Origin of the sequence: Tractidigestivibacter scatoligenes (assembly GCF_001494635.1) — a bacterium.
In the GTDB taxonomy this organism is placed as follows: Bacteria; Actinomycetota; Coriobacteriia; order Coriobacteriales; family Atopobiaceae; genus Tractidigestivibacter; species Tractidigestivibacter scatoligenes.
Genome location: NZ_LOJF01000009.1, coordinates 528,208 through 553,024, shown reverse-complemented (window position 1 = coordinate 553,024; position 24,817 = coordinate 528,208). Strand labels below are relative to the sequence as shown.

Annotated in this window: 18 protein-coding genes; 13 read left to right on the top strand and 5 right to left on the bottom strand. The window is 60.5% G+C overall.

The genetic code is table 11. The annotated features are described in order from the left end of the window. Positions 1-189: 189 nt before the first annotated feature. Complete coding sequence (locus AUL39_RS06960; protein WP_160327047.1) at positions 190-933, top strand: hypothetical protein; 744 nt, start codon at positions 190-192, stop codon at positions 931-933. Between the two features lie 474 nt (positions 934-1,407). On the opposite strand, the gene AUL39_RS06950 is transcribed toward AUL39_RS06960, so the two are convergent. Beyond that, the gene (locus AUL39_RS06950) at positions 1,408-1,593 is read right to left on the bottom strand and encodes a hypothetical protein (protein ID WP_059054835.1); all 186 of its coding nucleotides are present in this window, start codon (positions 1,591-1,593) and stop codon (positions 1,408-1,410) included. A 593-nt stretch (positions 1,594-2,186) separates the two neighbouring features. Here AUL39_RS06950 and AUL39_RS06945 point away from each other — a divergent pair. From AUL39_RS06945 to AUL39_RS06930, 4 genes are all read left to right on the top strand, one after another. Next, complete coding sequence (locus AUL39_RS06945) at positions 2,187-3,257, top strand: extracellular solute-binding protein (protein ID WP_201783929.1); 1,071 nt, start codon at positions 2,187-2,189, stop codon at positions 3,255-3,257. 18 nt (positions 3,258-3,275) lie between these two features. Continuing rightward, a complete protein-coding gene (locus AUL39_RS06940; RefSeq protein WP_059054834.1) occupies positions 3,276-4,358 on the top strand; it encodes an ABC transporter ATP-binding protein in 1,083 nt (360 codons plus the stop codon). Next, positions 4,359-6,023 carry an ABC transporter permease gene (locus AUL39_RS06935; protein ID WP_201783928.1) on the top strand — a complete coding sequence of 555 codons (1,665 nt, stop codon included), beginning with the start codon at positions 4,359-4,361 and terminating at the stop codon, positions 6,021-6,023. A 274-nt stretch (positions 6,024-6,297) separates the two neighbouring features. Next, positions 6,298-6,948 (top strand): cupin domain-containing protein, encoded by a 651-nt coding sequence (locus AUL39_RS06930; protein ID WP_059054833.1) that lies wholly within the window; start codon positions 6,298-6,300, stop codon positions 6,946-6,948. Between the two features lie 188 nt (positions 6,949-7,136). Here AUL39_RS06930 and AUL39_RS06925 read toward each other — a convergent pair whose 3' ends face one another. From AUL39_RS06925 to AUL39_RS11240, 3 genes are read right to left on the bottom strand one after another with little or no spacing between them, the layout of a single operon-like run. Beyond that, positions 7,137-8,486 carry an ATP-binding protein gene (locus AUL39_RS06925; RefSeq protein ID WP_059054832.1) on the bottom strand — a complete coding sequence of 450 codons (1,350 nt, stop codon included), beginning with the start codon at positions 8,484-8,486 and terminating at the stop codon, positions 7,137-7,139. Beyond that, entirely contained in the window at positions 8,483-9,811 is a 1,329-nt protein-coding gene (locus AUL39_RS06920; RefSeq protein ID WP_059054831.1) for an ATP-binding protein, read from the bottom strand. The genes AUL39_RS06925 and AUL39_RS06920 overlap by 4 nt, the downstream gene beginning before the upstream one ends. Further along, entirely contained in the window at positions 9,811-10,521 is a 711-nt protein-coding gene (locus tag AUL39_RS11240) for a LytR/AlgR family response regulator transcription factor (RefSeq protein WP_059054830.1), read from the bottom strand. The genes AUL39_RS06920 and AUL39_RS11240 overlap by 1 nt, the downstream gene beginning before the upstream one ends. Positions 10,522-10,885: 364 nt before the next feature. On the opposite strand from AUL39_RS11240, the gene AUL39_RS06910 reads away from it, so the two are divergent. Further along, positions 10,886-13,378, top strand: coding sequence for a glycoside hydrolase family 3 C-terminal domain-containing protein (locus AUL39_RS06910; protein ID WP_059054829.1), 2,493 nt, complete (start codon positions 10,886-10,888; stop codon positions 13,376-13,378). Between the two features lie 95 nt (positions 13,379-13,473). Continuing rightward, entirely contained in the window at positions 13,474-14,001 is a 528-nt protein-coding gene (locus tag AUL39_RS06905) for a GtrA domain-containing protein (RefSeq protein WP_059054828.1), read from the top strand. A 237-nt stretch (positions 14,002-14,238) separates the two neighbouring features. On the opposite strand, the gene AUL39_RS06900 is transcribed toward AUL39_RS06905, so the two are convergent. Continuing rightward, a complete protein-coding gene (locus tag AUL39_RS06900) occupies positions 14,239-14,754 on the bottom strand; it encodes a DUF5626 family protein (RefSeq protein WP_059054827.1) in 516 nt (171 codons plus the stop codon). Positions 14,755-15,071: 317 nt separating this feature from the next. Between AUL39_RS06900 and uvrA the strand changes: the two genes are divergently transcribed. From uvrA to hisC, 6 genes are all read left to right on the top strand, one after another. Continuing rightward, positions 15,072-17,948, top strand: a complete 2,877-nt coding sequence (gene uvrA / locus AUL39_RS06895; RefSeq protein WP_059054826.1) for an excinuclease ABC subunit UvrA — start codon at positions 15,072-15,074, stop codon at positions 17,946-17,948. Positions 17,949-17,950: 2 nt separating this feature from the next. Next, positions 17,951-18,454 carry a Cys-tRNA(Pro) deacylase gene (gene ybaK, locus AUL39_RS06890; RefSeq protein WP_059054825.1) on the top strand — a complete coding sequence of 168 codons (504 nt, stop codon included), beginning with the start codon at positions 17,951-17,953 and terminating at the stop codon, positions 18,452-18,454. A gap of 62 nt (positions 18,455-18,516) precedes the next feature. Continuing rightward, positions 18,517-20,154, top strand: coding sequence for a murein biosynthesis integral membrane protein MurJ (murJ, locus tag AUL39_RS06885; protein ID WP_235810787.1), 1,638 nt, complete (start codon positions 18,517-18,519; stop codon positions 20,152-20,154). Between the two features lie 489 nt (positions 20,155-20,643). Next, positions 20,644-22,314 (top strand): ATP phosphoribosyltransferase, encoded by a 1,671-nt coding sequence (gene hisG / locus AUL39_RS06880; RefSeq protein WP_082667298.1) that lies wholly within the window; start codon positions 20,644-20,646, stop codon positions 22,312-22,314. A 2-nt stretch (positions 22,315-22,316) separates the two neighbouring features. Then, positions 22,317-23,717: a histidinol dehydrogenase gene (gene hisD, locus AUL39_RS06875; protein ID WP_059054824.1), complete on the top strand. Its 1,401-nt coding sequence runs from the start codon at positions 22,317-22,319 to the stop codon at positions 23,715-23,717. 7 nt (positions 23,718-23,724) lie between these two features. Further along, positions 23,725-24,816, top strand: a complete 1,092-nt coding sequence (hisC, locus tag AUL39_RS06870) for a histidinol-phosphate transaminase (RefSeq protein ID WP_059054823.1) — start codon at positions 23,725-23,727, stop codon at positions 24,814-24,816. The last annotated feature ends 1 nt before the right edge of the window (position 24,817 follow it).

Below are 24,817 nucleotides of genomic sequence, written 5' to 3'. Positions count from 1 at the left end.
CCGTCCGCGGTGTTATCGGGATGATGATTGCTATCGCCGGCGGCGTGGGCTACTGGTTTCTCATCCGACGCTTCTGGCGCCGTCTTGCATCCGACTCGCCCGATTCCGGATTCGTAAGGGGAGGGTTGAGGATGTCCCCCCCGAACTCGGAAGGCCATCTCGGGAGCAATCTGCGCCTTCCTGCTGCTAATGAACATGGGGGTTGCATCGTACGATTCATCACAAGTAGCCACAGGGAACTCATCTGCCGAGGTGGCGGTCCAGGCTGCTGGGGACGCCGGCTCGTCCAGTGACGCTGCCGAAGCCGATTCGGCCAAGCAGGATGACGGCTCGGACAATGCAGGGGATGCTGCTTCCGAGGAGAAAGGACAGGCCGCGGAAAACGCGTCTTCTCCCAGCGACGCCGCTGAGGCCGACTCGGGTCAGCGAGGAAGCGGTTCCGACAACTCGGATTCCGTGCCGACCGCGTCGGTCCCAAAGACCAACGACGACTTTATCGATGCCTATAACTCCCTTACTGACACCCCGTTCGTCAAGGAAGCAAACTACACCGCAAACGACAAGGACTCGCCGTACTATCGAACGGAGTTCAGGCTTCCGGCGTTCAAGGACGTGAGCGGTGTCCATGGGTCTATCGGTGGGGCTTCTGCGGATATCGTGTGCTACGGCGGGAGCTGGGGACGCGAGAAATGCGTGCGCGTGTACGTTGACGACAAGGATTCAGAGGAGCTGGCTGGGATATTCAGGACATGTGTTGAGGTGCTCTGCCCGAACGCCTCCGAAGAGGACCGGGAGGCGTATGAGTCCGAGGTAATCGAGCAGCAGAAGGATGGCTATGACCCAAGCTTGGCCAGTGGTAACTATGAGGGCATTGACCTCAACGGGTATCTCCAGCATCGTTCTCTGATGATTGAGAATACCAAAGGCGAGTAACAACAACACTTGACCGGGACTTTTGTGTTTCTGAATGGTAGTCCAGTCGTGCTTCGGGATTATCTGCTTGTGCTCCAGAGTGATATTCCGGGGAAGCAAGAGAATGCGCGTCTGAGAATCCTACGCCTCATGGCTGCTCTCTTCGTTGGGTTGTCGTTCGAAGTTGCCTTGAATGATGACACCATAGCGGAACAGTTAAAGGTAGATTGCTCGGGTTGTGTCCATCGTCTCGAATGCTTAGCTGACTTTCGCGCGAGCGACGGTGCCTCGGCGCAAGACGAATTCTTGAGAGATCAGAAGTTCAAATCTTCAAACTCATACCAAAAATGCGACGATTCGCAAACCTATTGAGCAGCACGGTCATTCTCAGGTACCGCTATACCGGGGCAGTCTCCAAGAACGGCGATGACGGAAATGTCATGGCCGACTCCAAGTCCTCAGCATCGCAACGGACGCTGTTTCTGACGATGTCCCTCAGCTGCTCCTTGCCCGACACGATCTCGAACCGGTCAGCCGGTAGAGGCAGTCCTCGCCGGATGCGCCTACCACCCTCAGGAAGGCGATGACCTTGACGAGGATGTCGACGGTGAGGACATCGTACTCGGCATTCTGCTCGAGGACGGGGAAGATGCCCCCTAAGAAGTACCTGGCAACGATCAAGGAAAGCTCCAATCCCTTTGCCGCTCCGGCGCCTCCCGGGCACCCGCCCGTCTGCCCTGGAATCGGCCTCCCTTGCTCGGCACTGTAGCGCTGGGACGAGTGTCTCGCGCTGGCGATAGCCTGCCTTGAGCAACTCGATTTGACTGACAGATACCTTATCGTGTTGTTGTCAAAGCGGTTGCCGCGCAAATCGATAGAAATATGGGCTGCGCAATTGAGATTGCCGATATGCGAGGTCTTCAGAGTAAGTGCTCCAGAATCTTCACTGTGTTACCGCGCTGACAAGTACATCAATGCCACTCATAAGATATGAAGCTGATGAAAATAGAATATTAAATTAAATGAATCAAGTTCTGAAGCTATTTTTGTTCAACCAACAAACGGTCAACAGCCCCTATCCCAATTGGTCATTGAAACGTGATACATGTTACCAGCACATTTACTTAGAGCTTACTTTTTATTTACGCTTAGCGTACTTTTTTATCCACTTGCCAATTTGCCAATGTTCGGAATTGTATGCGTGATAGAACGCGGTTAACCCGATTTTTCGGGTGTGCCAATTGGCTCGTCGTATATCGTTTGGGAGGAATGATATGAGTGCATCAATGACTCGTCGCGATTTTGCAAAGATGTTTGTGGGCGGAGGAGTTGCCCTGGGGCTCTCTGCATGCGGTGGAGATGAGACATCTTCGAGCAGCGAGGATACTTCTTCTGATGGGAGCAGCAATATCGGCGGCTCCCTCACTATGTATACCCCCAACTCGGAGACTCTGGTGAACAGCTTGGTCCCTGCATTTGAGGATAAGACCGGAATCACGGTTGACCTCATTCAGGCTGGTACGGGGGAACTCTTCAAGAAGATTCAAAGCGAAGCGTCAAACCCGATTGCAGACGTCATGTGGGGCGGAGAGCTTACCGACGAAGCGTACAAGCAGTATTTCCAAGAATATACCTCGCCAGAAGACAGCAATGTCATGGAGGCCTATCGCAACGAGACTGGGTATTGCACACACTATACACTCGATGGCAGCGTGCTCATCCTAAACAAGGACCTAACCAAGGACCTTGATATTAAGGGGTACGCTGATCTTCTGAATCCAGCGCTCGCGGGCAGCATTGCAACCGCGGATCCAACGAGCTCTTCGTCTGCCTTCCACCACCTTACCCAAATGCTCCTAGACATGGGTGGCTATGAATCCGACGAAGCTTGGGATTACGTTAAGCAGCTGTTTACTCTGGTACAGGGCAAGATTGCATCTGGCTCGTCCAACGTATACAAGACGGTGGCTGACGGCGAGATGGCGGTTGGGCTTTCCTACGAGGATCCCTGCGTTCAGCTGGTTCAGGATGGCGCAAATGTTGAGGTTGTCTATCCGGAAGAAGGTACCATCTTCCTTGCTGCCAACACGGCAATCGTGAAGGACTGTGCCAACCTTGACCAGGCTAAGGCTTGGGTCGACTTCATTATCTCTCAGGATGCCCAGAACATTATCGCTAGCCAAACTACCTCTCGTCCGGTCCGTTCTGATGTTGACCTCAACAGTTCTATGAAGCCCATGGACGAAATCAACACTGCTACCGAAGACACTGCATACGTCAACGAGCACAAGGATGAGATTATTAATAAGTACACCGAGATTTATACCGCACTTCAGAATTCATAGCGCGGATTCGGGAGCATCATGAGTGAGATAAGAATCGAGCATGCCAAGAAAGTCTACTCGGGTGACAATGTTGTCATCCCAGACTTGAGCCTTACAGTCAAAGATGGAAGTTTGTTTACTCTCCTCGGGCCGTCTGGCTGCGGAAAGACAACCTTGTTGCGAATGATTGCGGGCTTCAACTCTATTGAGGGAGGAAGCTTTTATTTCGGAGATACCAAAATCAATGACACAGATCCAAGTAAACGAAATATTGGTATGGTATTTCAGAATTATGCGATTTTTCCCCATATGACTGTCCGGGATAATGTCGCTTTTGGACTTAAACAAAGGAAAGTCCCAAAGGACGAGATCAAAGAACGTACTGATAAGTATCTTCAGCTCATGCAGATTAGTCAGTTTGCGGATCGGAAGCCTGATCAGCTGTCTGGCGGTCAGCAACAACGAGTTGCCCTTGCTCGTGCCCTAGTGATTAATCCTGACGTCCTGCTAATGGATGAGCCGCTCTCGAACCTCGACGCGAAGCTTCGTCTTGAGATGAGACAGGTAATCAGGGATATCCAGCATCGGGTTGGCATAACGACTGTCTACGTTACGCATGACCAGGAAGAGGCTATGGCGATTTCTGATCGGATTGCCGTTATGAACCATGGTGTAATCCAACAGGTCGGAGTCCCTAGGGAGCTCTACCATCGTCCAAGAAACGAGTTCGTTGCAACGTTCATCGGAAAGACGAACATGTGCAATGCGAAATTGGTACATATCGATGGAGTTGCTACCCTGGTGCTGGGAGAAGTGCGGCTTCCGATGTCACAGTTGAACTCGTGCACCGATCAAGATGTTCGCGTAAGCATCAGGCCAGAAGAGTTTATTAAGAGCGGCGAAGGGCCATTCGAGGCAACTGTGCTTGACAGCGTATACCTTGGTTCTACCACAGATTACTTTATGAAGACGAGCTTTTCAGACCGGATTCAAGTGACAGTTGAATCGACTTTCGAGGAAAACGTACGTCCTGGAGAGACCGTTCGCCTTGACGTGAACGTTGCAAAAATCAATGTCCTTTCAGCAGATGGGCAGAGAAACCTCATGGAGGGGGTGGCATAGGTGCAGGCAAAACGCAGATTCGACATGTGGACAGCCGTAACTCTTGTCATCTTTGTGCTATACCTGCTGTTCCTTGTCTACCCTATCGTCACTGTGCTTGGAAGGGCACTATTCGTCGACGGCAAGCTGTCTCTCGATAACTTTGCTGGGTTCTTTAACAACCCCTACTACAGCCAGACTCTGGCAAATAGCTTTGCTGTTTCCGGAATGGCGACCATTCTCGCTTTACTAGTTGGCTCGATCATGGGTTACCTTTTTGCCCTGTTCGAGTTCAGGGGTAAGACTGCACTTCAGATTTTGATCGTAATAGCTTCAATGTCTCCGCCTTTTGTGGGGGCCTATTCATGGATTCTTCTCTTGGGCCGGAATGGTGCCATTACGAACTTCATGACGAGTATCCTTGGCCTTCCTGGAGTGGAGATATATGGGTTTGGCGGCATCGTGCTCGTTTTTACTCTTGAGCTGTTTCCATTGGTCTTTATGTATGTGTCTGGAGCCCTGAAGAATGTGGACAGCTCTGTTCTCGAAGCTGCGGCGTCAATGGGCTGTACGGGGGCAAAACGGTTCTTTCAGATTCTGCTTCCGCTGATGATGCCGACAGTGGTCGGCGCTGCACTTCTTGTGTTTATGAGAGCGTTTGCAGACTTCGGAACGCCCATGCTCATCGGTGAGGGCTACCGTACTTTCCCGGTGACAATCTATCAGGAGTTTGTAAGCGAACTGGGCGGGAATGACGGATTTGCGGCAGCGTTGTCAATCATTGCTATCGTCATTGCGCTGCTGGTATTCCTTGCTCAGCAGATTGTAGCGAACAAGTTCTCCTTCACGATGAATTCTCTTCACCCAATCGAGCCGACACCTGTTCATTCTTGGAAGAAGGTGCTTCTCTACATCTTTGTCTACGGTGTGGTCTGCATTGCGATTCTCCCTCAATGTTATCTTGTTTACACTTCTTTCCTAAATACCAGCGGAATGATCTTTGTCCCAGGTTATTCCCTCAAGAGTTATACGCAGGCCTTTACACGTATGGGTTCTGCAATTCTCAACACGTTGAGAATTCCGCTTATCGGTTTGGCGATTGTCCTAATCGTAGGGACTACGCTCTCTTATGTTGCGATCAGGCATCGTAATGCTCTCACTCGCCTTACCGACACACTTGGAATGCTCCCCTATATCATTCCGGGAACAGTGCTTGGTATCGCGTTCATTACGGCATTTAATACCGGTGTGGGAGGTACCGGCTTCTTGGCTATAACTGGTACCGTAGCAATCATGGCTATTTCATTTGCGCTGCGCAGACTGCCATATACCGTCCGCTCCTCTGAGGCAACGCTGCGCCAGATACCCCCTACTATCGAGGAGGCAGCAGAGAGCCTGGGAAGCTCAAAGCTCAACACATTCTTAAAGATTACTGTCCCGATGATGGCCTCCGGTATTGTGTCCGGCGCCATTCTTACATGGATTACGATGATTTCGGAGCTCTCGACATCGGTATTGCTCTACACGACCAGAACTCGTACTGTGACCGTGGCTATTTACACTGAAGTAATACGTGGCAACTATGGAATCGCTGCGGCTCTTTCGACGATTCTCATGGTCTTTACGGTTATCTCCCTTCTTCTCTTCATGAGGGTCTCTCACAGTAAGGACATCACAATGTCTTAGTGACTTGAGATTCTGGATTCCTCCCGAGACGGGGCAGCCGAATGCTTCGGCTGCCCCGCTTTGTTTGGAATTGGAGGAGGTTGCCTAATCTCGTAGAACTTGGCTATTGGATGCTCTTTGGGGATGCGGACCCCCAGTCCCGGACCTCCTCGGTCCAACTTTTTGTCCGCATCCCCGACTGAAGCTAAGGCGATGCAATTGTTGCTACGACAACATTTCTTCTCGCTGCTGCGGGGCACCATTGCCTTGTCACCGTATGAAAGGAGTGTCGCGTATGAATGAGACCGCGGGACACGCATTTGATATAGCCGCAGACAACCCACCCGTTCCAGGCTGCACGGTTTCGCATCCGGTCTGGGAAGCCGGCGGAAACGGCCTGTCGTACTTTAGCCTTGGCACTGGAACGGACATCAGTGCCGAGCTCTACGGCTACCACAGGCTCGAGTTTGTTGTTGCCGGCGAGGCGCAGGTCACGGGTGCCGCCCCTGCCGTTGCCGGCGCGGGCCAAGCCGTGGTCACGCCCACAGACGTCCCCGTGGGCGTGCGCGCCGAGAAGGACACCGTCTACGTTGAGCTTTCGCTTGAGAAGGGAACTGCCATGAACAGCGTCATTAAGCCAGGCGAGGCGTTCACCCTGAAGGATCTCATCCCTTACCAGGACGGGCGCATCGTGAACATGGATCTGGCGCACAACGACAGCATGAAGTTCGTGCTCATGAGCTTCGATGCGGGCACCGGCCTTTCCGAGCACGCCGCCCCTGGCGACGCCCTTGTGTTTGCGCTGGACGGCGAAGCGACCATCACCTACGAGGGCGTCGAGAACCTCGTCCGCGCCGGCCAGACTTTCAAGTTTGATGCGGGTGGTCGCCACGCCGTGCGCGCCGACAAGCGCTTCAAGATGGCGCTGCTGGTCACGTTGGCGTAGGGCCATACGTCAGGTCACGTGGAGCTAAAATCCGACACATAACAACGTAATATCCGAGAAAAACGTCGAGTTTCGGCCCGTGAGCATCGGTGGGGGAGCCCGTCGGCACCAGCGAGGAGCCCGCCAGCATCTGCAGAGGGGCCCACTGGCGCCGGCGAGCTCCTCCGTTGCCAGCGGCACCCGCGCCCCTACTCCTCCGGGATCGGAATGAGCGCGTTCACGTGAAAAACGTCCCCGTCGCTGCTAAAGGTCACGGTGCCGCCGTACTTCTCGGCAACGTCTCGCATGGAGCGCGAACCAAGCCCGTGTCCGGTTGGATCGGCAGCCGTGGTCTTGGGCAGCCCGTCGACCATCGTCACCGCGCCGTCAAAGTAGTTGGTCACGTTAAGCGTGAGCATCCCGCCCATACGTCGCGCCACCAGGCCAATCGCGCGCTTCTCGGGGTCTGCCACCTTGCGCACGGCGTCCAGTGAGTTGTCGAGGGCGTTTCCCACCAGCGAGTAGATGTCGACGGGGTCCATGAACGCCAACGCCGAGCCGTCGGCTATGCACGAGAGGGTCACGCCCTCGCGCTCGCACACCAGGCCCTTCACAAAGAGCAGCGCGTCCAGGGCGTCGTTTCCGGTCCTTAGCCGCAGCTCGGACATGCGCGTTTCGCTCGCAAGCTCCTTGAGCTTCGCCGTGTCCGCCCCGCCCTCGCGAGCCGCCGCGCGCACGTGCTGGCGCATTGCCTCCATGCGCGCGTTCACGGCCTCGACACTCTCGCGCATGAGGGTGTAGTGGGCCTCCTGATCTGCGTCCATGCGCTCCAGGGTTGCGACGTCGGACTCCAGCTGGCGCGAGTAGAGCATCTCAAACTCCAGCACCAGCGAGAAGACGCATATCACGTCGTGCACGGCGCGAAGCACCATCACAAATGGCACGGGAATGCCGGCGTTGAGCAGGTATTTGTTCTCCATATCAAAGACAATGGCAATGAGAACCACTAGCGCCAGCACCAGAAGGATCTTCTTGTTTTCTATCTCTACCAGGCCGTTCTTGTGAATTGGCCGCACAAACAGCCAGTAGCAAACAGGGTAGACCACGGCCATTCCCAGCAGGTTAAGCGGCAGGAAGAGCGGGCTTGCCATGTTGGTTCCCGTGCCCTCGGCAAGCAGAAACGACGAGTAGGTCACGCAGCTTGCCAGGTTCTGGATGATGTAGCCCGCCGTCGCGCAGAAGAGTGCCGTCCAGATGGACACCTCAAAGCAGAAGGCCAGCGCCGCAACGATAACCGCCAGCATGGCCACAAAGTCCAGGGCCTCTGCCAAGAAGGAGACCAGCCGTGGCGAGAAGACAGAGACAATCAGCGAGTTCCTATAGAGCGTAAACGACACAAGCGCCAACGCCGCATACGACGCTACGGCTCGCGCCACAACGTGGCCGCGAGGGGGAAGAATCGTCGTGAACATCCCTACCGCAATCGCAAGCTGAGCAGATATGGTTACCGCAAGGACGAGGGCCGCCCTCGTCATGACGGCAATAATGGTTGCGCTCACCTACGCGCCACCCCCTTGGCCGGCAGTGGGACAATCACATCGAGGCGAAAGAGGTCGCCCTCGGTGCTAGTGGTGATCGAACCCCCGTAGCGCTCTACAACAGCGCGCATGTGACGCGCGCCAAAACCGCGGGCATCCTGGCGCGTCTGCGCAAGCGGCAGCCCGTTGGCGAGTCGCACGTCTCCGCGGAAGTAGTTCTCCACGTGTGCGCTCACCATGCCGCCGGTGTCTCTCACCGTGAGGTCAATCACACGCTTGTCCGGGTCATTGAGCTTCTCGACAGCCTCTATTGCGTTGTCGACGGCATCGCCAAAGAGCGAGTAGATGTCCGCCGGCGCCATAAAGGAGAGCGCGTCTCCGTCGGCCACGCAGCCAAGGGCAATGCCCTCGCGCTCGCATATCAGCCCCTTCTCGGTGAGCACCGTGTCTAGGGCAACGTTTCCGGTCTTCACCGCAGCGTCATAGACGCTCAGCTGGCGCTCGAGGTCATCGAGCGCGTCGGCGCCAACAAAGTCCAACGCCTCCAGATCGCGCAGCTGGTGGCGGATGTCGTGCATGCGCACGTTGATTGCCTGCACGTTGGAGCGCGAAGCTTCCAGCCCCTTGGCATCGTCGGCGCGGGCGCGCTCCATGGCGGCAACGTTTGTGCGCAGACTCCTTGTGTAGAGCAGCTCAAACTCGACGGTAAGCATGAACACGCAGGATATGCCGTGAATCACCCGCAGAAGCACCACGTCGCCGGTGCTTGCGCCGAGGGCAGGCAGGGACTTGTTCACAAGGTCAAAAGCAATCACCACGAGAAGAACCGCGGCAACCACAACAAGCATCGCGTGATCCTCGACATCCGCAAGTCCGTGGCGCCGTACCGGGAGCGCAAATGCCAGGTAGCCCAGGAGGTACACAATGCAGGTAACTGCCGCCGTCTCTGCAAGCTCCAGCGGGATGGTTCTCTCGCCCAAGGTGAAGACCAGAAGGCCCTCTGCGCCACTTGCGAGGTTCTGGAGCGTATAGCCCGCCGTGGCAAAGAAGAGCGCCACCCACACCGAGGTGTCGAAGAGGACGAGCAAAACCGGCACAGCCAGCACGAGCACCATCGAGAAGAGAACAAACTCCGCGAGCACGCGCGCGGGCCCCACCGTGGTAGATATGCCGGTGGCCCCCGCCACGGCAACCCCCACAAGGGTTAGGGCAACCCCTGTCGCAATCAGCCCGACCAAGCGCGCCCAGAAGTGGGAGCGGCGGGGGAGCGACCACGCAAAGATGAGCATGGCAAAGGCAATCTGGGCCACGGTCGCCACCGCGCTAGCAGCGAGCTTGGCGTCCATCAGATGCTTCCACCCAGGTACTTGGCTATCTCGTCCACTGCGGCGCGGCGACGCGAGCGGCTAAAGAAGTACGTCTCGCCTGTGGTGGTGCGCACCTCCGAGCCAGTCACGGTGCGCACGTACGCCATGTTGAGCAGGCAACTGTTCGAGATGCGCACGAAGGGCGCCTGCGAGAGATCCTCCTCGGTCTTCGAGAGGCTGCCGCGCACCACATAGGTGTTGCCGTCTGCAAGGTGGTAGACCAGGCTGTGGTTGGAGACCTCGACGGCCACAAGCTCTGCTGCCGGAATCACGCGCAGGCCGTCGTGGGAGGTTACCACCACATTCATGCCGGAGTTGCGCTTCAAGATGCGCATCGCCTTGTCCATGCGCATCTTGAAGTTGTAGTACGAGACGGGTTTCACCACAAAGTCCAGGGCGTCGACCTCGTAACCGCGTACCGCATACTGCGCGAGGTTGGTCACAAAGATGATGGGCGTCTCGGAGTCGTAGGTGCGGATGAGCGTAGCCGCCTCCATGCCGTTGATTCCGGGAAGCCCAATGTCCATGAAGATGAGATCGAACTTCGCGTCTCCCGAAGTTGCACCCAATGCCGAGCGCTCCCAGCTAACCTGGAACTCCAGGTTATTCTCGCGCGCATAGCGCTCCAGGCTGTGGCGAAGCGTCTCGGCCTCGCGTTCATCGTCCTCGACCATGAGTATGCGATACATGCCAACCCTCCATTCCCCCAGAACATGGTACGCGAAGGAGGGGATTTGCGCGACTCGAGCGGGCGGGCAGCGGGCGCAGAGTTGGGCACGCGTCGGCGCGGGCAAAGTGCAGACCGCGACCCAGTTTTGACGGATTACGACCTTTGGGGCGCGGGCTTGTTTGGCGCCCCTACTGTTACGACTGGAAGGGGTTCTCCCGTCACGTTGGAGGCCAGGCCGCAGCTGGCGCTCACCCTTTGGGTGGGCCATTCGTGGCACGTGGCAGACCGAATGTGCCACTTTTCCCCGGCGTGACGGGTGGGGCAATAGAGTTGAGGCAGTTGAGGGCGCACAGCGGCGCCATGTAAGCGAGGGAGCGGGTTCGATGAAGCACGCAGACATTATCGAGAAGATGACGCTGGAGGAGAAGTGCGCGCTCCTCCAGGGGGCTACGACTTTTGGGAGCTGGGGCTCCGAGCGCCTCAGCATTCCCGTGATGGAGTTCTCCGACGGCCCCAACGGCCTACGCCACCAGCTGGGCGCGGCAGACCACCTGGGAATCGCGGGCTCCGAGCCCGCCACCTGCTTTCCCACGGCGGTCACCGTCGCCAACACCTGGGATGAAGCGCTGGGCGAGAAGATCGGCAAGGCACTGGGTGAGGAAGCTGCCGCCCAGGGCGTGGGCACGCTTCTGGGGCCGGGCCTCTGCATGAAGCGCTCGCCGCTCTGCGGGCGCAACTTCGAGTACTTCTCCGAGGACCCCTACCTTGCGGGCAAGATGGCCGCGTCCTACGTTCGCGGCATCCAGTCCGAGGGCGTTGCCGCCTGCCCCAAGCACTTTGCCGCCAACAGCCAGGAGACGCGTCGCCAGGCGTCCAACTCGGTGGTCGACGAGCGCACCCTGCGCGAGAACTACCTCACGGCCTTCGAGATCGTGGTGCGCGAGTCCCACCCCAAGTCGATCATGAGCTCCTACAACCTGATCAACGGCACCTATGCCAACGAGAACCGTCACCTGCTGCGTGACATCCTGCGCGGCGAGTGGGGCTTCGATGGCGCCGTGATCACGGACTGGGGCGGCTCGAACGACCACGTTGCCGGCGTGGAGGCGGGCTCCACCTTCGAGATGCCCGCGCCTGGCATGGACTCCGTACGTCAGCTGGTTGCCGCAGTGCACTCCGGTCGCCTCTCCGAGGAGGTGCTGGACGGTTGCGTGGACGATGCGCTTGAGCTGGTGCTCTCTACGCATCCGGCCGTCGAGGGCGCCACGGGCGAGTTTGACAAGGCCGGTCACCATGCGCTTGCGCGCGAGGCTGCGGCCGAGGGCGCCGTGCTTCTCAAGAACGATGACTCGCTGCTGCCGCTTGCTGCCGGGACCAAGGTGGCCCTCGTGGGCGACTTTGCCCGTGAGCCGCGCTACCAGGGCGCCGGGTCTTCCGCGGTCAATTGCACGCAGGTCGATGACATTCTCGACATGGTGGGGGAGAGCGGCCTCACGCTCGTTGGGTATGAGCAGGGCTTCCTTCGCCACGGCGGCGAGGATGCCGCCAAGCGCGACGCAGCCGTTGAGCTGGCGCAGCACGCCGACGTTGTCATTGCGTGCCTGGCCCTCGACGAGATTGCGGAGTCCGAGGGTGCGGACCGTCGCAACATGCGCCTGAACGACAACCAGGTCGAGCTCCTGCACGCCATCTCGCAGGTGAACTCCAACGTGGTCGTGCTTCTCTCGGCTGGCTCTTGCGTCGAGACCGACTGGGTGGCCGATGCCCGCGCGGTGCTCTACCTTGCTCTTGGCGGACAGGCCGGCGCCGGCGCGGCGCTTGATTTGGTGTGCGGGCGCGTGAACCCCTCCGGCAAGCTCACCGAGACCTGGCCCAAGCGTCTGGCCGACACCCCCACGGCGGACCGCTTCCCGGCGCAGGGCATGAGCGCCGAGTACCGCGAGGGCATCTACGTGGGCTATCGCTACTATCAGATGGCCGGCGTCGAGGTTGCCTACCCGTTTGGCTATGGCCTCTCGTACACGAGCTTCTCGTACAGCGACCTCAAGGCTACTCCCAAGGGCGTGACCTTCACCCTCACCAACGACGGCGACCGCGCCGGCACCGAGGTGTGCCAGCTCTACGTGGCCAAGCCCAATCACCAGGTGTTCCGCGCCGCCCAAGAGCTCAAGGGCTTTGCTCGCGTGGAGCTTGCCGCGCACGAGAGCAAGCAGGTGAGTATTGCCCTGGATGACAAGGCGTTCCGCTACTTCAACGTGGCGACCGACGCCTGGGAGGTCGAGGGCGGTACCTACGAGCTACGCGTTGGCGCCTCAAGCGAGGATATTCGCCTTGTTGGAACTGTTGAGGTTGAGGGCACCAACGCGGCCGACCCCTATGCCGGCGTCGACGTGACGCCCTACGAGACGGGCAAGGTCCAGACTGTGGACGACGCACACTTCGCGGCGCTCCTCGGCCATCCCATCCCCAGCCCCAAGGTGCGCATCGACCGCAACATGTGCTTCTGCGACCTCAACCACGGGCGCTCGCCCATCTTCTGGATCGTGTGGCTGGTGCTTGCGGCCATGAAGCGCGCGGCCGACGCCTCGGGCAAGCCCAACCTCAACGTGCTGTTCATCTGGAACATGCCGCTGCGAGCGCTGGCCAAGATGACCAACGGCATGGTCTCTGTGGCCATGGTCGACGCCATTGTGCGCGAGATCAAGTGGTGGGGCCTCGCGGGAATCGTACCGGCGCTTCTCGTTAAGCTTGCGACCGGCGAGGGCTTCATCCTGGTTTGGTTCCTCTGGTTTATCGTGCCGATCCTCGTCGCCTTTATCGCGAATCTTATCGGCAATGCGCGTACCAACGGGGCGCTTACCTTGGCAGGCAAGTAGTTCCTGTGTGTTGGTCGCGCTGTCGGGCGGGGCGGCGCGGCCGTGTGAGGAAGTAGGTTGATCGGCCGGGTGGCCGGGAAGGAAGGGGCAAGTCAATGAGCTTCAAGACCTGGACCGAGGAGCACAAGACGCTCTGGCAGTTCATCAAGTTCAACGTGCTGTCGAACATCTCCACCATCACGCGCTTTGTGTGCACGTGGGTGGGCACGGCAATCTTCATCAACGGCATGCAGCTCAACGGCCCGTTCAAGTTCTGGCTGTTCGACTACACCACTGCCGGCTCGAACTACCTGGGCGGCTTCATCACGTTCCTCATTGCTGAGGTGCTGGCGCAGGTTGTGAACTTCTTCGTGCAGATGTTCTGGGTGTTTGATTCCGACACCTCGTTCAAGGACGCTGCCTGGAAGTACGCGCTGCTTGCTGTGCTTATCGTTGTGGTCAACCTCATCCTGCCGAGCTATGTGACTGCCTTCTGCCAGAGCACCTTTGGTTGGGACGCGGGCCTGTCTGGTACCGTTGCCTCTGCGGTCAACACGCTGGCCGCCGTTGTCGTGAGCTTCCCGCTGCTCAAGTTCTGGATTATGCCGGACTCCAAGGACAAGAAGGCCGACAAGGCCGAGTAGGGCCATCAATTCTTCTGGAAGCTTGCAAATATCAATACATGACTGCCCCACCCTTCAACGATATGGTGGGGCAGTTCTTCTCGACCGTCAGAAGGGCATCCTTCATTTCGAAAACGCATGCTCGCTATCGCTTGGTTGAGCGCACAAGAAGTACGACGATTCCAATGACTATCGTGGCGCACACCAGAACAAGTGGTTCGGGAGCATTGAGGCCGACGTAATTCATCGTTCGATCTCCTAGTTTGCGTACGTGTGCAGGGTAGTACCGTCCATCCATGCTTGGAGAACTGCTACAGTCGATGCCATGTCTGCCAATGCATTGACGTTTAACCGATAAGTGGCTTCAGTGCTATTCCACGTAAAACTCTCCCCTGAGACGGTACAGAGGAAAGTGGTATAGGAAGGGCTGTGCGCGTTGGTTATCTTATGATTCGATATAGTGATGTAAAAATGGCGATAGACAATTGGGGAATTGTAGTAAATTTCCCAGTTACCAGATGCGTTGTAATGGGTTTCTTCCCACATTGGGCGGATTGTCACTACTGGACGAATTCCAATCTCAGCCGTATCTCCGTTGGCCAGAGAAATTGTTGCCGATTGCGGTTGGACAAGCTCGAGGTCAAAGTCTGCTTCGGCTACCTCATTGCTCTCACGCTCGGTTGCATATGCAACCGTTGAGTCGCATATGCAGCCGAGGAATATTGTCAACATCAGAATGATAAGAATACGGTAGCGCATTGTGCGTCGATCCATTTGTCCTCCCATCACCTGAAAGTCTGTTCGCGATTTAACTCCGTTCTTGCTCAATCACTATTCGCATCAAGTGGTAATCGATGCTTACCTCTTCATCACCTCCCGACAACTAGTCTATCGACGTTATGTCTCTCTCGTGTCTATATCGGCGAGCGGTCGCTGTGACGCGCTTTGCGCGTGATTCGCACACGCCGCACACCCGTACGAATTGTTGCCGCGACGTGTGCGCCCGCGCCCATCGCACGTGCCAAGGCTCCTCTCGGCTAGACTGAAAAGCTAGCGAAAATCGTCAATGAGATAAGAGGATCGCACCACACATGGCTTCAGACTCCATCGTCATTCGCGGGGCCCGCGAGCACAACCTGCAGAACGTCGACGTGCGCATCCCGCGCGACAAGCTCACGGTGATCACGGGCCTCTCCGGCTCGGGCAAATCGAGCCTTGCCTTCGACACCATCTACGCCGAGGGCCAGCGCCGCTACGTCGAGAGCCTCTCCAGCTACGCCCGCCAGTTCCTTGGCCAGATGGACAAGCCCGACCTCGACTCCATCGACGGTCTCTCGCCTGCCGTCTCCATCGACCAGAAGACCACGTCGAGAAACCCGCGCTCGACGGTGGGCACGGTCACCGAGATCTACGACTACCTGCGTCTTCTCTTTGCGCGCGTGGGCGTACCCCACTGCCCGGAGTGCGGCCGCGTGATCGAGCGCCAGACAACCGACCAGGTTGCCGACAAGGTCCTGGCCCAGGGGCAGGGACGCCGCGCGCTGGTGCTGGCGCCCGTGGTTCTCGGCCGCAAGGGCGAGTACACCAAGCTCTTCGAGGACCTGCGCCGCGAGGGCTTTAGCCGCGTGCGCATCGATGGCGAGGTGCGCGAGCTCGACGGCGAGGTGCGCTTGGAGAAGAAGCTCAAGCACACGGTCGAGGTCGTGGTTGACCGCATCGTGATCCGCGAGAACTCGCTCAACCGCATCGTGGAGGCCATCGAGCAGGCCACCAAGCTGGCCGTGGGCAAGGTGGGCGTCTACCTCCTGCCCGACCGCGACGACCCCGAGGCCATGCCGGGCGAGCTCTTGCAGTACTCGCTGGCGCTGGCCTGCCCCATCCACGGCCACTCGATTGACGACCTGCAGCCGCGCGACTTCTCGTTCAACGCGCCCTACGGCGCCTGCCCAGACTGCGACGGCCTAGGATTTCGCAAGGTCGTGGATGCCGAGGCCCTTATCGACGACCCCTCGCTCTCCGTTGCCGATGGCGTCTTTGGCTCGATCTTCGGTCACTCCAACTACTACCCGCAGATCCTCTCTGCCGTCTGTGCGCACCTTGGCGCCTCGGACCAGACTCCCTGGAAGGACCTGCCCAAGAAGGTGCAGAAGGCGCTTCTCGACGGCTTGGGAACAACCAAGATTCGCGTGGACTACCGCACGCGAGACGGTCGCAACACGCATTGGTTCACCACGTACTCCGGCGTGCGCAAGATTCTCTTCGACAAGTACCAGGAGACCACCTCCGAGACCATGAAGACGCACCTTGAGCGCTTTATCCACGAGGTGCCCTGCCCAACCTGCCATGGCGCGCGCCTGAAGCCAGAGATCCTGGCCGTCACGGTGGGCGGCAAGAACATCAACGAGGTCTGCGACCTCTCGTGCCGCGACTGCCTGGCCTTCTTTGAGGCGCTCGAGATCCCCGAGCGCCAGCAGGCAATTGCCGGGCCAATCGTCAAGGAGGTCAAGGCGCGCCTGCGCTTCATGGTGAACGTGGGCCTCGACTACCTCACCCTGAGCCGCGCCGCTGCCACGCTCTCTGGCGGAGAGGCGCAGCGCATCCGCCTTGCCACGCAGATTGGCGCCGGGCTCATGGGCGTGCTCTACATCTTGGACGAGCCGTCCATCGGCCTTCACCAGCGTGACAACGACCGCCTCATCGCAACGCTCAAGAGCCTGCGCGACATGGGTAACACCGTGATCGTGGTCGAGCACGACGAGGACACCATCCTCGCGGCCGACTACGTGATCGACATGGGCCCCGGTGCGGGCGAGCTGGGCGGGCACGTGGTGGCCGCCGGCACGCCGCAAGAGATCGAGGCCAACCCCGACTCCCTGACCGGCGCGTACCTCACCGGCCGGCGCCAGATTCGCCTGCCGGATGAGCGCCGCAAGCCCGGTCGTGGAGCCATCAAGATCACAGGTGCCACGGCAAACAACCTCAAGGGCGTGACCGCCAAGATCGAGCTGGGCACGCTCACTGTGGTCACGGGCGTCTCGGGCTCGGGCAAGAGCTCGCTTGTCACCGATACGCTGGCGCCGGCGCTCACTAATGCGGTCCAGCGCTCCAAGCGTCCCGTTGGCCCGTACAAGAAGCTCGAGGGCGTCGAGCTCATCGACAAGGTCATCGACATCGACCAGAGCCCCATCGGCCGCACGCCGCGTTCGAACCCGGCTACCTACATCGGCCTCTGGGACGATCTGCGCGCCCTCTTTGCGTCCACGCCCGAGAGCCGTGCGCGCGGCTACAGTCCCGGTCGTTTCTCGTTCAACGTGCCCGGCGGCCGCTGCGAGGCGTGCAAGGGCGATGGCCAGATAAAGATCGAAATGAACTTCCTGCCCGACGTCTACGTGCCCTGCGAGGTCTGCCATGGCAAGCGCTACAACAGGGAGACGCTCGAGGTCACCTACCATGGCAAGTCCATCTCGGACGTGCTTGACATGACGGTGAACGAGGCCCTGGCCTTCTTCACCAACATCCCGCGCATCAAGAACAAGCTGCAGACCCTGCACGACGTGGGGCTGGGCTACATCCACCTCGGCCAGAGCGCAACCACGCTCTCCGGGGGCGAGGCCCAGCGCGTGAAGCTGGCAAAGGAGCTCCACCGCCAGCAGACGGGCAAGACCTTCTACATCCTGGACGAGCCCACGACCGGCCTGCACTTTGAGGACGTGCGGCAGCTCATCGACGTGCTCGAGCGCCTGGTGGACGCCGGCAACACCGTCCTTGTCATCGAGCACAACCTCGACGTTATCAAGATGGCCGACCGCGTGCTTGACCTGGGTCCCGAGGGCGGCGACGGCGGCGGCACCATCGTGGCCTACGGCACGCCCGAGGAGGTAGCCAAGGTTCCCGAGAGCTATACGGGTCGCTACCTGGCCCGCATTCTCGAGCGCGACCGCGCCCGACTGGCAGCGGGGGAGGAGTAGCCATGGCAAAGCGTGAGAAGTTCCAGAAGACCAACGCCATGCGCGAGCTTGAGCGCGCGGGCGTCTCCTTCACGTACCAGGAGCTCGAGGAGGACGACCTCACGCGAGGCCTGGGCCTGCGCATGGCGCTCGAGGCGGGCGTCGATCCGGCGTCATCGTTCAAGACGCTGGTCACGGTGGCTCCTTCCGGCACCTACGTGGTGTGTTGCATTCCCGTGGGTGAGGAGCTCGACTTCAAGAAGGCCGCGGCAGCCGCAGGCGAGAAGAGCCTCTCGATGCTTCCCACCAAGGAGCTCGAGGGCCTCACGGGCTACGTGCGCGGGGGCTGCTCGCCCGTGGGCATGAAGAAGCGCTTTCCCACGCTCATAGACGAGACGGCCCAGCTCTTTGACATCATTGGCATCTCGGGCGGCAGACGGGGCCTCTCCTTGCGCCTTGCCCCCGATGACCTGCTTGCGTTCTGCGACGCCAAGTACGCCGACATCTGCCGAGAGGAGACCAGGTGAGCGATACCCAAGACTTGAAGCCGAAGCACATGGCTGCCAGCGAGAAGCGACCTGCGCCTAGCGTGACGGGTGAGACTTCCACAGGCAGCAAGGCGGCCGAGTCCACCGAGAACCAGGTGGGGCGCAACGCCGCCCTCATGAGCTTCCTCGTCATCGTGAGCCGCATCACGGGCTTCTTCCGCACCTGGGGCCAGAGCTTCGCGCTTGGCGCCGGCATGGTGGCAAGCTGCTATTCCGTGGCCAACAACCTCCCTAACCAGCTTTACGAAATTGTCGTTGGCGGCATGCTTGTGACGGCGTTCTTGCCGGTCTACATGTCGGTCAAGCGGCGCGAGGGATCCGAGGGTGCCAGCCGCTACACGTCAAACCTCGTCTCCATCATCATCCTGCTCATGGGCGGTGTGGCCATTCTCGGCTTTGTCTTTGCCGCCCAGCTTGTGTGGACACAGTCCTTCTCGGCCACAAGTGAGTTCGACGCAAGCTTTGCCACCTACCTCTTTAGGTTCTTCGTGGTGGAGGTTGTGCTCTACTCGCTGTCTTCGATCTTCTCGGGCGTGCTCAATGCCGAGAGGGACTACTTCTGGAGCAGCGCAAGCTCCATCTTCAACAACTTTGTGGTCACGGCGTCGTTTTTGCTCTATGCGGCGCTTGTGGGCTCCAACCCGACGCTTGCAACGGTGATTTTGGCCATTGGCAACCCTCTTGGCGTAGCGGTGCAGGTTGTCTGCCAGATGCCTTCTCTGCGCAAGCACGGCATTCACCTTACGTGGCATGTCGACTGGCATGACCCCCACCTTAGGGAGACGCTCTCCATTGGCGTCCCCTCGCTTGTCGTGATGATCACGTCATTTGTCCAGACCTCCGTCCAGCAGAGCACCGCGCTCTCCGTGACGGTGTCCGGCGCGTCGGTGGCCTACTACGCGCGCCTTTGGTATACCCTGCCGTACGCAATCCTTACCGTGCCCATCACCACGGCCATGTTCACGGAGCTGTCCGACAGCTTTGCAAAGAACGATGACGCTGGCTTTAAGCGGGGCATCTCTGCCGGACTGAGCGAGATTCTCTTCTTCATGGTGCCGTTTGCGATGTACCTCATCGTCTTTTCCATGCCGCTGACCTCGATCGTCGCGGCGGGGAAGTTCACCTCTGACCAGCTCTCCATGACGGCGGGCTATCTGTTTGGCCTTGCGTGCGCCCTGCCGCTCTATAGCGTGTGCATGTACCTGCAGAAGGTCTTCTCGGCAATGAGGCGGATGGTCCTTTACGCAATTGCGAGCGTGGTGGGCACGGCGTGGCAAGTCGTGCTTTTGCTCTTCCTCATGCCACAGGGCCTAAGCGAGTTTCAGGCCATCGTGTATGTCTCGCTGACCTCGGCCTTGTTCTTTCTCGCGGTGGACATCGTCATTGTGGCGTTTTTGCGTTACGCCATTGGGTCGCTTGGGCTTCGCGGCATTCTGGGGTCGCTTGTGAAGTCGATCCTCATTGGGCTGGCTGGTGCTGCTGTGGGAGCGGGGATTCTCGCTGCTCTTAACGCGTTCGTTGGGGACTGCGCCGGCCACACGCTGACGTCTATTCTCTATTGCGTTGCGGGCGGGGTGCCGGCGGTTCTTGTGACCTACGGGCTGTCGATTGCGCTGAAGATGCCCGAGTCGCGCTTCATCAAGTCTGTGCTTGGGCGCCTTACGCGCCGCCGCGGGTAGGCGGTACCCCCTCAGGCGGTGGTTTGACGGGCGCCGGAAGGCCCGTTTTGTACGGAGTCCTGTCGGAAACCCCTGTTCAGGTGCCGTTTTCTCGCCGGAGGGCCCGTTTTGGCGGCGGCCTCGGACGAAACCTCGCTTCCGGCGTCATTTTGACGCCGGAAGGCATGTTATCGAAGAAATCACGTACGAAAGGATCTCTCGGGCGCCGTTTTCTCGCCGGAGGGCGAGTTTCTGTGGGGTCTTCGGTTGTCGCCGTCGGATGGCCGCCGAGAGTAACAAGCCGTCGCCGAGAAGCAACCCGCTGCGGTCCAAGCTCCCCATATGAATGGAGCGTTAACGCTCTGTGTGCCTGGCGTCCACACAGCGCACAGCACTTTAGTATGCTAAAGTGACAACGCGAGAAGACATGCGTCGCGTCAAGTGGCGCACCGTAATTTCTGTCGCGGCGGAGCGGTATGCTCTACGTACCAGAAGGGGAGAGGGGCAGGCGTGATAGCAGGCACACCAAGCGGGTTCCGTGACATCCTTCCTCAGGAGGCGCTCGCGCGCGAGCGAATCTCCGGCACCGTGCGCGAGGTCTTCTCGTCGCATGGATACCTCCCGGTGGAGACGCCGCTCCTGGAGTCGCGCGACGCGCTCGAGCGCGCGGGCCGCATCAAGGGTCTTCCGTTTCAGCTTTTCGACGTGGACGGAAGCCTCCTCACGTTGCGCCCGGATCTCACGCTGCCCATCGCGCGCATGATTTCCACGCGCGTGAGCCCAGACAGCCTGCCCGTGCGCCTTCGCTATGAGGCGCCCGTTGTGCGCGAGGAATCATCGCTCAAGGGTCAGCCGCGCCAGTTCACGCAGCTGGGCGTGGAGCTTGTGGGCGGTGACGGTGCCGCCGCCGAGCACGAGGTGGTGGACCTTCTCGCCGAGACGCTCGGTGCGCTTGACGTGCCGGCATGGCGCATCGTGCTGGGCTCGGTCACGCCGCTCAAGGCCCTGCTCGACACCTGTGCCCCCAGCGCCCGCTTCCGCGAAGAGGCCCTTGCCCTGGTGCACGACTCTGACTTCGTCTCCTTGGACGAGCTGGTCGAGAAGTCCGTTGCCGCCGGCGAGCTCGATGCCGCCGCAGCCCGCGCCATCTGCCGCATCCCGCGCCTGGTGGGCGGTATCGAGGTGGTTCCCGCGCTCGACGCCCTGCTCGACGAGGCTGGTGTCGAGGAGGACGCCCGTGGTACCGCGGAGCTCTCGCGTCTGGTTGACTCGCTCTCGGGCCTCTTCTCTGACGGCCGCGCGTCCTTTGACTTCTCGATCATCAACTCCTTCGACTACTACACGGGCATCATCTTCAAGGGCTACGCCGAGGGCATCGCGGCCTCGCTGGCCTCCGGCGGCCGCTACGATGCGGTTCTCGCCAACCTGGGCCGCGAGAATACCGCTGCCTGCGGATTTGCCCTCTCGCTCGAGCGCCTGCAGGAGATTCTGGGCGAGCCGGGAGAGTCGGGCGTGGTCACCCCCGGCGTGAGGCTTGCCGAGAGGCCTCTGCGCATTGCCGTCCCCAAGGGGTCGCTCCTCAAGGACACCATCCGCGTCCTCGAGGCGGCGGGGCTCCCCGTTGAGGGCCTGCGCGATCCCGGCCGCCAGCTCACAGTGCGTGAGGGTGACGTGGAGTACGTGATCGTGCGCGCACAGGACGCGCCCGCCTTTGTGGGCCACGGCGGCTGCGATTGCGGCATCTGCGGGCGCGACTCGCTCGTGGAGGCCAACATGGACGTGCTCCAGCTGGTTGACCTGGGCTTTGGCGGCTGCCGCTTTGTGGTTGCCGAGCCGCGCGCCAAGGCGGGCCTCGCCGAGCGCAACTACGCCTGGCGCGGCACCGTGCGCGTGGCCACCAAGTACCCGCGCATCACGCAGGCCTACTACGACTCCATTGGTCAGCAGGTGGACATAGTGACCCTGCATGGCAACATCGAACTTGGGCCCATCGTGGGCATGACCGACCGCATCGTTGACATTACGGCTACGGGCACCACGCTCCGCGAGAACGACCTGGTTGTGGTGGATGAGGTCATGGAGTGCACCGCCCGCTTCTTTGCGGGCCCGGCTGCATACCGCTGCGACAAGAGGATTCGCGACCTGGCGACGCGTCTCGCCGAGGTCGCGGGAGGGGAGTAGCTTTGAGAAGGATCACGCTAGCCGCCGGTCAGGCGCTCACGCAGGCAGACCTCAACCGCTCGGGGGCGCTTCCCCGCGAGGTGATGGAGAGTGCCGCCGGCATCGTGGACGACGTGCGCGAGCGCGGTGACGCTGCTGTGCGCGAGTACTGTCAGCGCTTTGACGGTGCCTGCCCAAGCGAGTTCCGCGTTCCGCAGGAGCTTGTGGACGCCGCCCCCGGCATGGTAGATGCGGAGTTCCTCTCGTCCCTGCGCCGCGCATACCGCCAGATTCGCGAGTTCCACGAGCGCCAGCGCGAGAACTCCTGGTTCGAGACTCGCCCTGACGGCACCATCCTGGGCGTCAAGGTGACGCCGCTCGACTCCGTGGCCATCTATGTGCCCGGCGGCCGCGCGCAGTACCCCTCGACCGTGCTCATGGACGCCATTCCGGCAAAGGTCGCCGGTGTTCGCCGCGTAATCATGGTGACGCCGCCCCAGCATGACGGCACTCTCTCGGCATACACGCTTGCCGCGGCATCCGTGGCGGGCGTCGACGAGGTCTACGCCGTGGGAGGTGCCCAGGCGATTGGCGCTGTGGCGTACGGCACCGAGTCCATCCCCCGCGTCGACAAGGTCGTTGGACCCGGCAACGCCTACGTGGCGGCCGCAAAGCGCCACGTCTCCGGTGACGTGGGCATCGACATGATTGCCGGTCCCTCCGAGGTCTGCGTCCTGGCAGACGCCTCGGCAGACCCCGTTGTGGTGGCAGCGGACCTCATGGCCCAGGCCGAGCACGACCCCATGGCGTCTTGCTACCTTGTGACCTGCGACCCCTCTCTTCCGGATCGCGTCCTCGATGCCGCGGAGCGCCTGGTCTCGCAGAGCCCGCGCGAGAAGATCACCCGTGCCTCGCTCGACGACCGCGGAGTGGTGGTTGTAGCCGCAACGCTGGCAGACGCCGTCGAGGCCGTGAACGTGGTGGCGCCGGAGCACCTCGAGCTGCACTGCGAGGACGCCATGTCGCTCCTGGGCTCGGTGCGCAACGCTGGCGCCATCTTTGTGGGCGCTTGGAGCTCGGAGCCCCTGGGCGACTACGTTGCCGGCCCCGACCACACGCTTCCCACCGGCGGTACGGCGCGCTTCTCCAACCCCCTGGGCGTCTACGACTTCCAGAAGCGCTCGAGCGTCATCTCCTACACGCCGCAGGGCCTTCTTGCGGATGCTCCTGCCGTCCAGGCCATGGCCCAGGCCGAGGGGCTTTGGGCACACGCCCTTTCTGCCGGGCTACGCGTGAAGCTTGCCGAGCAGGGCGAGAAGGACTTCGCAAACGCGGCCGCCGCTTGCGAGAATGCCGCGCATACCGCGTGGCCGCATACGCTTGACGCCCCGGGCGTGCCAAAGCTTCCGGGATACGAGGGATAGGGGAGAGATGACAGGCATCACACCAGAGGTCCGCGCGCTCATGCGGCCGTCCGCGGCGGCGCTTGAGCCCTATGACCCGGCCTTCTCGCCCGTCGAGGTGATTCTCTCGGCAAACGAGAACAACTATGGCATCCCACCCGAGGTGGCACCAGCGCTTGCCAAGGCGGTGACCGATGCCGCCTGGAACCGCTATCCCGTGCCCCTAGGCGGCGAGCTGCGCAACCAGCTTGCCGCGTGGCACGGCGTGGCACCTGAGCGGGTAGTTGTTGGCAACGGTGGCGACGAGCTGCTCTTTAATTTCTTCCTGGCGTTTGGCGGTGCGGGGCACGCCCTCGTGAGCTGCCCGCCCACCTTCTCGGTCTACGGCCTCTACGCCTCCATGGTCGAGACGCCCGTGGTGGAGGTTCCGCGCGAGAAGGACTTTGCCCCCAACGTGGACGCGCTGGTCGAGGCCGCGCGCACGGCGACGCTCGTGGTGGTGACCTCGCCCAACAACCCCACGGGCGACCTCTTCCCGCGCGATGGCGTGCGCAGGCTCTGCGAGGCGTGCCCGGGCATCGTGCTTGTGGACGAGGCCTACATCGAGTTTGCGGACCCCGGCTCGACCGTCGAGGACATGCTTGGCGAGTACCAGAGCCTGGCCGTGCTGCACACCTTCTCCAAGGCGTTTGCGCTGGCAGGTGCCCGTGTGGGCTACGTGCTGGCAAGCCCTGCGGTGGTGGCGGCGCTTGCCGCCGTGCGGCAGCCCTACTCGGTGAGCGTGCTCGACCAGGCGGCCGCCCTTGCTGCCGTCACGCACCGGGACGCGTTCCAGCCGGCCGTCCAGGCCATACGCCAGGACCGCGGTCGCCTTTCTAGCATGCTGGGCGGCCTTGTGCCGCTGGGCGTGCGCGTGTGGCCAAGCCAGGCAAACTTCCTCTGCGTCCGCGTGCCGCACGCCCACGAGGTGTGGTGCCACCTGCGCGACGAGCACTCCATACTGGTGAGGGACTTCTCGTCCACGCCCGGCCTCGAGGACTGCCTGCGCATCACCGTGGGCAAGCCCGAGGAGAACGACCTTGCGGTTGCGGCTCTCACGTCCATCCTTAAGGGGGAATGAC